We start from the raw sequence: 12,065 nt of genomic DNA, 5'->3' as shown, positions 1-12,065 counted from the left end.
ATCAATGCCTCGCTAATCAGATAAAGTGCTTACGCAAACGCTGGGAAAGGAAATCCAACAGGCTGACGGTGACGATGATTAACACCATCAGGGCGCAGGTTTGCTGGAACTGAAAACCGCGAATCGCTTCCCATAAGGTCACGCCAATACCGCCTGCGCCCACCATCCCGACTACCGTGGCCGAGCGAACGTTGGATTCAAAGCGATACAGCGAATAGGAAATAAGCAGCGGCATGACCTGTGGCAGAACGCCATACAGAATTTCTTCAATTTTATTGGCCCCGGTGGCGCGAATGCCTTCTACCGGACCTGGCTCAATGGCTTCTACCGCTTCGGAAAGCAGCTTGGAAAGCACCCCGGTGGTGTGGATAAACAGCGCCATCACCCCGGCGAACGGACCTAAACCGACGGCGACCACGAACAGCATGGCGAAGACCATTTCATTGATGGCGCGACAGGCATCCATCAGGCGACGCATCGGCTGGTAAATCCACCACGGCACGAGGTTATCGGCGCACATCAGGCCGAAGGGAATCGATAGCACCACGGCGAGGGCAGTACCCCAGACGGCAATTTGCAGGGTAACGGCCATTTCACCGAGATAGTCCTGCCACTGGCTGAAGTCCGGCGGGAAGAAGTCGGCGGCGAAGGTCGCCATATTGCCGGAATCCTGGATCAGCGTGAGCGGAGCCATTTCGGCACCTTTCCACGAGACCACCAGTACGGCGAGAAGAATGGCCCAGCTCAGCAACGAGAACCAGCTACGTTTGGGCGGGGCGACGGTGATGGTTTGCATGTTTAGCTCCGTTGGCACGTGTGTTTGCGTTGTAGGCCGGATAAGACGCTTTTGCGTCGCCATCCGGCATTCACGCCTTTGCCGGATGGCGCTTCGCTTATCCGGCCTACAATCCGGTCTACAATCCGGTCTACAAATCACTGCACCGCTTTGGTGACGCTGGTCATGGCGCCCAGTGCGGCGGTCAGACGGTCAAGGTCGTCGAGCTGCGCTTTCAGCGCCGAGGTTTTGCTGGTTTTCTCTTCCTCGTTCAGCCCTTTGTTATCCTTCACGCCCTGCATCTCTTTAAACAGCGCCAGTTGGCGAATCGGCACCAGTTGTAAGTCGCTGGAGGCGCGGAACGGTGCCCATCCCAGGCGTTCCAGTACGGTTTTCTGTTCCGGCGTTTTGCCGTAATTCATAAAGAAGTCGTACACCTTGTCCTTGGTGGTTTCGGAAAGGTTTTTACGCCAGACGATCGGATCGCCCGGGATCAGCGGTGACTTCCAGATAACCTTCAGCTCTTTCAGCTTGTCCGGCGCGGAAGTTTTCAGCTTGTCGAGGTTTTCGGTGTTGTTAGTGGCGACATCGACCTGTTTGTTGGCGACGGCCAGGGCGTTGGTTTCATGTCCGGCATTGACGGTGCGTTTGAAGTCGCTGGCGGAGATGTTATTTTTCGCGAAGACGTAGTAACCGGGGACGAGGTAGCCTGAAGTGGAGTTAGGATCGCCGTTGCCGAAGGTCAGATCCTTACGTTTGGCGATCAGATCGTTCAGATTGTTGATCGGACTGTCTTTGTTAACGATCAACACGCTCCAGTAACCCGGGGATCCATCGGCGGCGACGGTCTGGGCAAACACTTGTCCGTTAGCGCGATCCACCGCTTCCATTGCCGAGAGGTTACCGTACCAGGCGATATCAACTTTGTTAAAGCGCATTCCCTGGATGATCCCGGCGTAGTCCGGGGCGAAGAAGGCGTTTACTTTCACGCCCAGCGATTTTTCCATGTCCTTCAGGAACGGTTCCCACTGTGGCTTCAGGTTTTGCTGTGATTCGGTCGAAATAATGCCAAAGTTCAGCGCTTTCTCTTGTTCTTCGGCATGCGCCGGGCTTAACAAGGTGCTGATGCTGAACATGCTGGTAAACGCCAGCGCGGCAACGGCCTTGTAATTCATGTTTATTCCTCAGTTCGGGCAAAGTTAAGCAGCCTGTGCGTTCTGTTCGACGCGGTTCATGCTGCGGTAGAGATGGTCAAAACGATCGTTATCAAAATGCTGGCTGCTACCGTCAAAGAAGACGTTGCCCTGGCGCAGCGCGACGATGCGTTCGCAGTAGCGCAGGGCGTAATCCACCTGATGCAGCGTGACGACCACGGTGATACCGTCGGTCTGGTTAATATCGCGCAGGGTATCCATCACGATGCGCGCGGATTCGGGGTCCAGCGAGGCTATCGGCTCGTCGGCCAGGATCACTTTGGCCTGCTGCATCAGCGCGCGGGCAATGGCGACGCGCTGCTGTTGCCCGCCCGAAAGCGTGGAAACGCGCTGGTATGCAAAGTGCGCCATGCCAACGCGGGTTAGCGCCTGTAATGCGCGCTGCTTCTGTTCCTGGCTAAACCAGCTAAAACAGGTGCGCCAGAACGGCGTGCTGCCGAGCGCGCCAATCAGGACGTTCTCCAGTACCGTCAGGCGGTTCACCAGATTGAACTGCTGGAATATGTAACCGGTGTGGGCGCGGCTTTTGCGGATATCCCGCGCCAGGCGGCCTTCACGTTGAACGGTGCGACCCAGCAACTCGACGTGGCTACCAGGCGATTTATCACCGGTGATCAAACCGCTTAAATGACGTAAAAGGGTGGATTTGCCAGAGCCAGACGGTCCAAGCAGAGCCACCATCTCACCGGAACAGATGTTCAGATCAACCGCATTGAGCGCCTGATGTTGATTGAAGGATTTGGAGAGTTTTTCGACGCGAATAATCGTTTGCATGATGCGGCCTCCCTAAAAAAGTGGCCCCATCGTGGCGGATCAATGTGACGTTTTCGTTAAGGGATGGTTACTCGGCGATGAAGAGTTAAGCGATTTTTGATGACAGTACGGGAGGGCGGGCCTCCCGTTGGATTACTCAGTAGGTTGCTGTTGTTTGACGACGTTGATCATCCACGGCACGCCATACTGGTCGCTCACTTTACCGAAACCGTGGGCCCAGAAGGTTTCCTGCCAGTCCATTTCGATTTTTCCGTTTGCTGCCAGGTTATCAAACCAGCGTTTGCCTTCGTCGACGTTTTGTGTGTCGAGCACCAGTGTAAAGCCAGAGTAGTGAGCATTTCCGTCGGGGGCGCTATCGCTCATCATGATGTCGCTGCCTGCCACGCGCAGATTGGCATGAGCAATGGCGGTATCGGGGAATTTCATTCCGGAAGGGCAACCTTCTTCGTTGTCCTGCGCGGATTTGGGCATTTCACCGAAGTTGATTTTGTAGAGCAGCTCTGCGTCTAACGTTTTTTGGTAGTAAGCGATAGCGTCAGCGCAGTTGCCTGCAAAGGAGACATAGGGACTTAACGGCATAATTTTTACCTCAGGTAAAAGAAGCCAGTTAAGTGTAGTTATTGTCTGCACAAATAAACCAGGCGGGAAGTATTAGCTTCCCGCCTGGCAGAGGAGCTGGCGCAGCCTGATGAGCGTAGCGCCATCAGGCAATTTGCATCAGTTCTTTTTCACAAACTCAGATTTCAGCTTCATTGGGCCAAAGCCATCGATTTTGCAATCGATGTTATGGTCGCCTTCAACCAGACGAATGTTTTTTACTTTGGTACCGATCTTCAGCATGGAAGAGCTACCTTTTACCTTCAGGTCTTTCACTACGGTAACGCTGTCGCCGTCAGCCAGCAGGTTGCCGTTGGCATCTTTAACGATCAGTTCGTCGCTGTCCTGTGCCGGTTCAGCATCGTTCCATTCGTGAGCGCATTCCGGGCAGATGAACATGCCGTTATCTTCGTAAGTGTATTCGGAGTTGCATTGCGGGCAGTGTGGTAATGACATGTGGATTTCCTCAAAAGTCAGCAGGGGCAAATGCGCCCAAAAAATGGCAGATTGCCGAAAAAGGCCGCAATTATACATAAAATCCCTGCATTTGTCGGGACTACTGCGCGATTACGCAAAATGATCTGCTGTAAAGACCCTTTGCTTTCACCTCAATGAAAGTATGGCGGAATATTTTTTAAGGGAAATTGCTACGCTTAGTTATTTAAGATAAGGTGAGGCGAAATATCTGATATTCATAGGTAACAATGCCTACGGATGCCTAAGTCATTGTGATTGAATATCACCAACCCCCTTAATTTTAGTAGGGGGATTAAACTGGCATTTTTTAAAACTGAACTACGCTGTTTATCTTTCTTACTTATTAGATAAGTGAGAGGCATCAGGCCAACGGTTATACGCCAAATTTATTTTAATAATATCAATTGGTTGTTTTAATTTTAATTATTTCTACACGTAATTATAAAAGCCAAAAAATCTATAAATAAAACGATTGGGCTAAATAAAAGCAATGCCATTTGCGTTAAGGAAAAATTTTCCATGCACACACAGACAATATATGAATTAAGTCAGGAAGCGGAACGCTTGCTGATGCTCTCACTTGAACATCTCAGGCAATTGCAAAAATTGCCCATGACGTCGTTGGATGATGTCGCGCTAAAACAAGGAGAGCATAGCCGACAGGTTGTTCAACCCATGCATTTCAGCACGCGTGGCATGGATGTCCAGCAAGCAACGCTCAATAATGAACTGCGTAAGATTACGCGCCTGGAAATGGTGCTGGCGATTGTCGGTACCATGAAAGCGGGAAAATCGACGACGATTAATGCGATTGTGGGGACAGAAGTTTTACCTAATCGTAATCGCCCCATGACGGCGTTACCGACGCTAATTCGCCATACGCCGGGGCAGAAAGAGCCGGTACTGCATTTTTCACATGTCGCACCGATTGATGCCTTAATGAAAGTTTTACAGCAGCGCGTGCGCGAGTGCGATCGCCAGCGTCTTACGCAGACCCTGGAAGTCGATAAGGATATGAATGTCCTGCTGCAGCATATTGAAAACGGCGTGGCATTTGAACGGTATTATCTTGGCGCACAGCCTATTTTCCATTGCCTTAAAAGCCTGAATGACCTGGTGCGTTTGTCAAAAGCGCTGGAGGTCGATTTTCCTTTTGCCGCTTATGCCGCGATTGAGCATATTCCGGTTATCGAGGTTGAGTTTGTCCATTTGGCCGGACAGGCGAGCTATCCGGGGCAATTAACATTGCTGGATACGCCAGGGCCGAATGAGGCCGGGCAACCGCACCTACAAAAGATGCTGAATGAACAGCTGGCGCGGGCCTCTGCGGTGCTGGCGGTGATGGATTACACCCAACTGAAGTCGATTTCCGATGAAGAAGTGCGTCAGGCGATTATGGCGGTTGGTAAGTCAGTGCCGTTATACGCGCTGGTGAACAAGTTCGATCAGAAAGACCGTAATAGTGATGATGAAGAGCAGGTGCGGGCGTTAATTTCCGGCACGCTGATGCAAGGCGGCATTGCCCCGGAGCGAATCTATCCAGTTTCCTCGATGTGGGGGTATCTGGCGAACAGGGCGCGTCATGAGCTGACGACCCGCGGGCGGCTGCCGGATCATCAGGTACAACGTTGGGTACAGGATTTTGCCGAAGCGGCGCTTGGCAGACGCTGGCGCACCACCGATCTTGAGGATACGGAGCACATCCGCCATGCCGCCGATCTGTTGTGGGAGGATTCGCTGTTTGAGCAGCCGATTCAGAAAGTGATTCATGCCGCTTACGCCAATGCTTCACTGTATGCGCTACGCTCAGCGTCGCATAAGTTATTGAATTATGCGCAAAGCGCGCACGAATATCTGGAGTTTCGCTCCCACGGATTAACGGTTGCCTATGAAAAATTGCGGCTGAACATCACGCATATTGAAGAGGATATGCAACAGTTAGAAGTGAGTCAGGGGCGGGTCAGCGATGAAGTCAGCCATGAGGTCGAGTTGGCGCTGGAGGCTGCTGCGGGCTATCTCAATGATCAACAGACTGAGATTCTGTGCGGCATCAACACGTTCTTTGTCAAAGAAAACGTCCTGATGATGTCACAACATGGCCTGGGTGCTGGCGTCTCCTCGGCAGAAATGGTCGGAGAAATGCTGGTGCTGCACGATGAAGGCCAGGCCAAAATCGTGCTGGATAAAATGCGTTCGTCCTGTGAAGTGGTCTTGCTGGCGGCGCAGGAAAGCATCAGCCGGGACTTAGCCCTGCGCTTTGAACAGCTTGAGTCGACACTGTCCCGGGCGCTTAATGATGCCATGCGCCCTATTGAACAGCGGGTGAAAGAGGAACTGAATCACGCGGGTTTTCGGGCGCGGATCCGTTTTCCGGCGTTTCATGCGGCGATGTTTAACTTCAATACCCGCCAGTTGTTTAACGAGGCCATTGAACAGGATATTCCGGCGGAGAATACACCGTCTCCTGGCGGCGTGGTGCGTGATACCTTCTCGCGTTGGCTGAATCAACCCAACTGGGGATGGAATGATTACGTTGAAACGAAAACGCGTTATCTCATTGATATGGGCGCACTGCATAATAACCTTGTGCATTACGTCACCCAGTTTTGCCAACAAATTCGTAAAGCTTTAGCCGCTCAGGTCGATATTTCCGTTACGGCAGGCATGGCCACGTTTTTTGCTGATTTTTCACAGTGTTTGACGCAATTACAGGCGAGCCTGCGTGAGAGTCTGACCGTGCGCCAGCAAAATGAATCTGCGGTGAATGCCTTGAATGAACAGTTGCAGCATCGCATTACGACTGCGGCATGGCTTTATGAAGATTCCCGCTTGCTGCGCGACGATATCAATACCCTTTTTGCAACCGAGCACACATGACTAACGTGTTACTGGAAGGCCCCGGGCGGACGCTGGAGTGTGTCTACCCGAAGTTTATGGTCGATCTGGTTCAGGGAGATGAAACCAAACGTTCCGGCGGTTTTCTGCAACAGCAGCAGCGCCTGCGTGCGCGCCTGACGCAGGAAGTATTATCCCAAACGCAACTGCGTGCGTGGGTGATGGCGGGAGTGTCCAGCGAGCATCTGGTGATGCGTCTCAAGCTGGTAGAGAAGCTGGCGGGCATGATCGACCCGGGTCATCTGGCGCTGGTGCGCATTGCCGAAGGGCTGAGGTTTTTACAACAAACCGAACAGCCTCGCGGGCTGCCCACGCCCGGCCTGATGCAGCAGGTGAGTGCGCTCACTGACTGGTTTACCCAGCGCGGTGCTTATAAAGAGAAAGCGCTGACGCAACGCGGTCTGACGGTGCAAGCTGGCGAACACAGCGAGCAAATCTTTACCCGTTGGCGGGCTGGCGCGTATGACGGCTGGTCGTTGCCTGGACGCTGTTTTGTTGCGCTGGAGGAGTTACGCTGGGGAGCCTTCGGTGACGCCTGCCGGTTAGCGAATGCCGATGTGGTGTCAATGCTAAAAGACAACCTGAGAACCATGGCTGCGCAGGCGCTGGCGGACAGCGTGAATGCGGCACCCGCCACGCGTCATTACTATCATCATTGGCTCAGCACGCCAGTTGTCGGCGGCTCGGGCGAGCACAACGATATGTTAAGCTGGCTGGGGGATTGGTGCGATGCGCAGCGTCATCCGGTGAGCTGGTCGGTGACGCAGCGTTGGCAAAATGTAGCGTTGGGAATGCCGCGATTGTGTTCGGCTAAACGGCTGGTTGATGCGATGGTTGAGGAGATTTTTGCACCGCCCCCGCTCATCAATTGAGCAGGAACGGTGAGTGGGATAAAGGCAGGTTTAGTGGTGCAGGGAGTCTGCCGGGGTTGCCGCAGCCTCATTGACGACCAGATTTTTATTAAAACGTTTGGCATACAGCGCGGTGATAATCGGCACCAGAATGGCGGTGACAATCACGCTGGCGGCAACCAGCGCCGTTGCGGATGCGGCAACCGGTTCGAACGCCGGGTTAATCTGGGCGATAATCACCGGGTTTGCTACCGCAGCGCCTGCTGCGGAAGAGGCGGCTACGCCCGCTGTACCGTTCCCACCGCCAATAACGCGGTCAGCAATAATCAGTGGGATACCGGTGATAACGATAACCGCGACACCCAGCAGGATACCCAGCAGGCCTGTATCAACGATTACGCTCAGGTTAATTGTGTTGCCCAACGCGAAGCCGAAGAACGGGATCAGCACCGGCGTGGCTTTGCTGAAGAAAGAACGCAGGTCGTGATCCAGGTTACCCAACGTAAAACCAATCAGGAAGGGTAATACCGCGCCGATAAAATGGTGTGGCTCGAAGGAGGCCAGACCTGCGGAGCCGAGGATCACCATGGTCATTAACGGACCGGATTCCAGAGACATCAACACAAATGCGCCGGACTCTTCTTTGGTTCCATACTGGTTCATCAGGCTGGCGTACAAACCGCCGTTGGTCATGTCCATCGCTGAAACAATTGCCAGCACGGAAAGACCGGCAAAGAACCCGGTTTGAATACCGGTATCAGGAATAAAGGAAGCAGCAATCATTGCCACTACCCACGCCACGGCTATTTTGGTTATTACCAACGTACCGGACTTGCGTAATACCGTGCCGGTTGCCCGTAAATCAATAGATGCACCGATACAAAAAAACCATACAGCCAGAATCGGTACCGTTCCGCTGATCATTCCTTTGGTAAACGAACCGAAATACGCACCGGTATCCGGAGCTAACGTATTTAACACTGCGCCTAATAACAGGGGAATCAACATCATTCCGCCGGGGATGCGTTCAATCGTGGCTTTAATTTTCATAAACGTCCTCATGTCTTGTCGCAGCTAATACTCGCGCAAGAAAGTAAAAATTAATAAATTCAAATGGTTACTAATGTCTTTTAACAAAGAAAATCGCTATCTCTTTGTTTTATAAAATCTAACGCGGCATACGTTGAGCGTGTTGCTGCTCCCAGGGATATTGCGTCTGGAATTAGTGTGCATTCATGGGAACGTTGATTCAATCAAAATAAAACGATGTTTTAGTTATCTTCATCACATATTCCGCGCAAAATTTCTTAAACGCTCTGATTATTAAAAAAGCTGTGATCTTTTTGTGAAGGGATTAGGTGATTTTTTTGCTAGCAGAATAATAGTGACTATTGTGATTGTTGGCGCAACAAAGCGATTTATTCTTGTATTTAATTGCCAGCAAATCGCAAGCATGACATGTAAAAAAGTTGACTCAGAATGACCTGATTTACGCAGGTTGACGAAACGGAAAACTATATGTGAAGTTGATCACAAATTTAAACACTGTTAGGGTAAAGAGGTCATTAACCGCCCAATCAGGCGTCAACAGGTTCGGTTGTACTGCGTGTTTCTCGTCAGTGTAAGTAAACCTGCTACGCTTGTTACAGGGAATGCGTCTGTGCGTTCCCCGCTCGGTGATGACCCTGACGCATGGGCGTTAGGGGACTCGAACTGTAGCGTGACAGGGCTAAGTCTATGAGGACGGGTATGTTAAAAAGGAAAAAAATAAAACCAATAACGCTGCGCGACGTTACCATCATTGATGACGGTAAATTGCGAAAAGCCATTACCGCGGCGTCGTTAGGTAATGCGATGGAGTGGTTTGATTTTGGTGTTTATGGGTTTGTTGCTTACGCATTAGGTAAAGTGTTCTTCCCGGGGGCTGACCCCAGCGTGCAGATGGTTGCCGCACTTGCTACTTTCTCTGTTCCCTTTCTGATTCGACCGCTTGGCGGATTGTTCTTCGGTATGCTTGGCGATAAATACGGTCGTCAGAAGATACTCGCTATCACCATTGTGATTATGTCGATAAGTACCTTCTGTATCGGTCTTATTCCCTCGTATGCCTCGATTGGTATCTGGGCGCCGATTCTGCTGTTGCTGTGTAAGATGGCGCAGGGGTTCTCGGTCGGCGGAGAGTATACCGGGGCGTCGATTTTTGTCGCAGAGTACTCGCCAGACCGTAAGCGCGGGTTTATGGGCAGCTGGCTGGACTTCGGCTCAATTGCCGGGTTTGTGCTGGGTGCGGGCGTGGTGGTCCTGATTTCAACTATCGTCGGCGAGGACAACTTCCTTGAGTGGGGCTGGCGTATTCCGTTCTTCCTGGCGCTACCGTTAGGGCTGATTGGTCTGTACCTGCGCCATGCGCTGGAAGAGACGCCGGCGTTCCAGCAGCACGTGGATAAACTGGAGCAGGGCGATCGTCAGGGGCTGCAGGAAGGTCCTAAGGTCTCGTTTAAAGAGATTGCGACCAAACACTGGCGTAGCCTGTTGGCATGTGTTGGTCTGGTGATTGCCACCAACGTTACCTACTACATGCTGCTCACCTATATGCCGAGTTATCTGTCGCATAACCTGCATTACTCTGAAGACCACGGCGTGTTGATTATTATCGCCATCATGATTGGTATGCTGTTTGTGCAGCCGATTATGGGTTTGCTCAGCGACCGCTTCGGGCGTCGTCCGTTTGTAATCATGGGCAGTATTGCGCTGTTTGTGTTGGCGATTCCGGCATTTATTCTGATTAACAGTAACGTCATCGGCCTGATTTTCGCCGGATTGTTGATGTTGGCGGTGATCCTCAACTGCTTTACCGGGGTGATGGCGTCAACGTTACCGGCGATGTTCCCGACGCATATTCGCTACAGTGCGCTGGCCGCCGCGTTTAATATCTCGGTATTGATCGCCGGTCTGACTCCGACATTGGCCGCATGGCTGGTGGAAAGCTCGCAGAATCTGATGATGCCTGCTTATTATCTGATGGTGATTGCGGTGATTGGTTTAATTACCGGCATGACCATGAAAGAGACCGCCAATCAACCGCTGAAAGGGGCCACGCCTGCCGCTTCGGATATTCAGGAAGCGAAAGAGATCCTTGGCGAGCACTACGATAATATCGAGCAGAAAATCGAAGATATCGATCAGGAAATTGCCGATCTGCAGCTCAAGCGTACGCGCCTGGTGCAGCAGCATCCACGTATCGATGAGTAACCTTTTTCTGTAGGTCATGCCTTAAGGTTGACTTAATCTGTGTCTGGCAAACTCTCCTCCATAGTATCGGAGGAGAGTGTTATGAAAACCCGCATTTATGAAAGTTTGACCACCGTGTGCAGCCTGCTGATCGTCAGCAGCTTTTTGTACGTATGGGTGAGTTCTTACTGACCTTTCGCTAATTCCACCCAGGCGCGAGTGCCGGTGGTTCCCTGACGATTTTGCAAATAGAAATGCCCGTGATGTAACTGGGTGATACGACTGACAATGCTCAGCCCCAGCCCAATCCCGCCAAAACGGCTGTCCATACGCACAAACGCTTTGCTCAACTCCCCGCATTTACTTTCATCAATGCCGGGTCCTTCATCTTCAACGGCCAGGACGGCATCATGCCCGGTATTCAGGCTAATCGTAATATTAGTGCCTTCCGGACTGTAACGATGCGCGTTTTCTACCAGGTTTCTCAGTAACATTCGCAATAGCGTAGCATCGCCACGTACGACAACGTCCGCCGCGCTTTGCGGCAGGAGCAACGTCTGCTGGCGCAGCTCCAGCATGGTGCTGAGTTCATCGTAGGAGGGCAGAATAACGTCCTCCAGCAGTTTGACGTGCTGGTAGCTCCCGGCCGAAAACGACTGTCCGACGCGGGCAAGTTGCAGCAGTTGCGACACGCTGTCCATCATTTGGTCAAGACGGGCAATTAACGGCGTAACGTCGACCTTATGGGTTTTTGACAGTAATTCCAGATGCAGGCGAACGCCCGACAGCGGTGTACGCAGTTCGTGGGCGACATCGGCGGTAAATAAGCGTTCGTTTTCGATAGTGGTGGTGAGCCGCGTTACCAGCTCGTTGAGTGCTGAGACGACCGCCTGGATCTCAACGGTTGAACTGTGAACTTCAATCGGCGCCAGGTTATCGGCGGCCCGCGTTTCTAACTCTTTTTGCAGATCCGCCAGTGGGCGAGTGATTCGCCGTACCGCCTGGTAACAAATCAGCAGCGTCAGGCTGACCATAAAGATGCCGGGGACGATCAGGCTGGCGATAGCTTCGCGGATTTCATGCAGGATGTGGCGATCGTTATTTCTATTTTCGCGTAACGCCTGCTCGAACAACTGTATTTGCTCGGTGCTTTCGTGCCACAACCAGAAGGTGCTTATCAACTGAAAGACCAGCAGAATAAGACCGATCGTCAGCATCAGGCGATGACGAAGCGGGAGCGGTTGTTTTAGA

At 52.1% G+C, this 12,065-nt stretch carries 11 protein-coding genes; 4 read left to right on the top strand and 7 right to left on the bottom strand.

All coding sequences use genetic code 11. From position 1 onward, the window contains the following. Positions 1-16: 16 nt before the first annotated feature. From phnE to WHR59_RS21835, 5 genes are all read right to left on the bottom strand, one after another. Complete coding sequence (phnE, locus tag WHR59_RS21855; protein ID WP_016155398.1) at positions 17-796, bottom strand: phosphonate ABC transporter, permease protein PhnE; 780 nt, start codon at positions 794-796, stop codon at positions 17-19. Positions 797-933: 137 nt separating this feature from the next. Next, the gene (gene phnD / locus WHR59_RS21850; protein ID WP_043018124.1) at positions 934-1,950 is read right to left on the bottom strand and encodes a phosphonate ABC transporter substrate-binding protein; all 1,017 of its coding nucleotides are present in this window, start codon (positions 1,948-1,950) and stop codon (positions 934-936) included. A gap of 24 nt (positions 1,951-1,974) precedes the next feature. Next, on the bottom strand, positions 1,975-2,763 hold the full coding sequence (gene phnC / locus WHR59_RS21845; RefSeq protein WP_043018125.1) for a phosphonate ABC transporter ATP-binding protein: 789 nt from the start codon (positions 2,761-2,763) through the stop codon (positions 1,975-1,977). A 132-nt stretch (positions 2,764-2,895) separates the two neighbouring features. Beyond that, entirely contained in the window at positions 2,896-3,342 is a 447-nt protein-coding gene (gene yjdN / locus WHR59_RS21840) for a VOC family metalloprotein YjdN (protein ID WP_193145853.1), read from the bottom strand. A gap of 138 nt (positions 3,343-3,480) precedes the next feature. Next, positions 3,481-3,816, bottom strand: a complete 336-nt coding sequence (locus WHR59_RS21835) for a zinc ribbon domain-containing protein YjdM (RefSeq protein WP_003031835.1) — start codon at positions 3,814-3,816, stop codon at positions 3,481-3,483. Positions 3,817-4,356: 540 nt separating this feature from the next. Here WHR59_RS21835 and crfC point away from each other — a divergent pair. Both crfC and WHR59_RS21825 read left to right on the top strand, forming a co-directional pair. Then, positions 4,357-6,714: a clamp-binding protein CrfC gene (crfC, locus tag WHR59_RS21830; RefSeq protein ID WP_338843458.1), complete on the top strand. Its 2,358-nt coding sequence runs from the start codon at positions 4,357-4,359 to the stop codon at positions 6,712-6,714. Next, the gene (locus WHR59_RS21825; protein WP_181230877.1) at positions 6,711-7,604 is read left to right on the top strand and encodes a diguanylate cyclase regulator RdcB family protein; all 894 of its coding nucleotides are present in this window, start codon (positions 6,711-6,713) and stop codon (positions 7,602-7,604) included. Before crfC ends, WHR59_RS21825 begins: the two co-directional genes overlap by 4 nt. A gap of 30 nt (positions 7,605-7,634) precedes the next feature. Here the strand turns inward: WHR59_RS21825 and kdgT are convergent, their stop codons facing one another. Then, on the bottom strand, positions 7,635-8,633 hold the full coding sequence (kdgT, locus tag WHR59_RS21820; RefSeq protein ID WP_043018129.1) for a 2-keto-3-deoxygluconate transporter: 999 nt from the start codon (positions 8,631-8,633) through the stop codon (positions 7,635-7,637). Between the two features lie 699 nt (positions 8,634-9,332). On the opposite strand from kdgT, the gene proP reads away from it, so the two are divergent. After that, entirely contained in the window at positions 9,333-10,835 is a 1,503-nt protein-coding gene (proP, locus tag WHR59_RS21815) for a glycine betaine/L-proline transporter ProP (protein ID WP_043018130.1), read from the top strand. 81 nt (positions 10,836-10,916) lie between these two features. Continuing rightward, positions 10,917-11,006: an LpxT activity modulator PmrR gene (pmrR, locus tag WHR59_RS21810; protein ID WP_008321468.1), complete on the top strand. Its 90-nt coding sequence runs from the start codon at positions 10,917-10,919 to the stop codon at positions 11,004-11,006. Here pmrR and pmrB read toward each other — a convergent pair. After that, positions 11,000-12,031, bottom strand: a complete 1,032-nt coding sequence (pmrB, locus tag WHR59_RS21805) for a two-component system sensor histidine kinase PmrB (protein ID WP_419144757.1) — start codon at positions 12,029-12,031, stop codon at positions 11,000-11,002. The two genes, pmrR and pmrB, sit on opposite strands and share 7 nt — an antisense overlap. Positions 12,032-12,065 lie beyond the last annotated feature (34 nt).

The sequence above is a fragment of the Citrobacter europaeus genome, assembly GCF_037482245.1.
Taxonomy (GTDB): Bacteria; Pseudomonadota; Gammaproteobacteria; order Enterobacterales; family Enterobacteriaceae; genus Citrobacter; species Citrobacter europaeus.
Note: the sequence above shows the minus strand (reverse complement) of the source record. Positions and strands in the feature narration are given on the sequence as shown.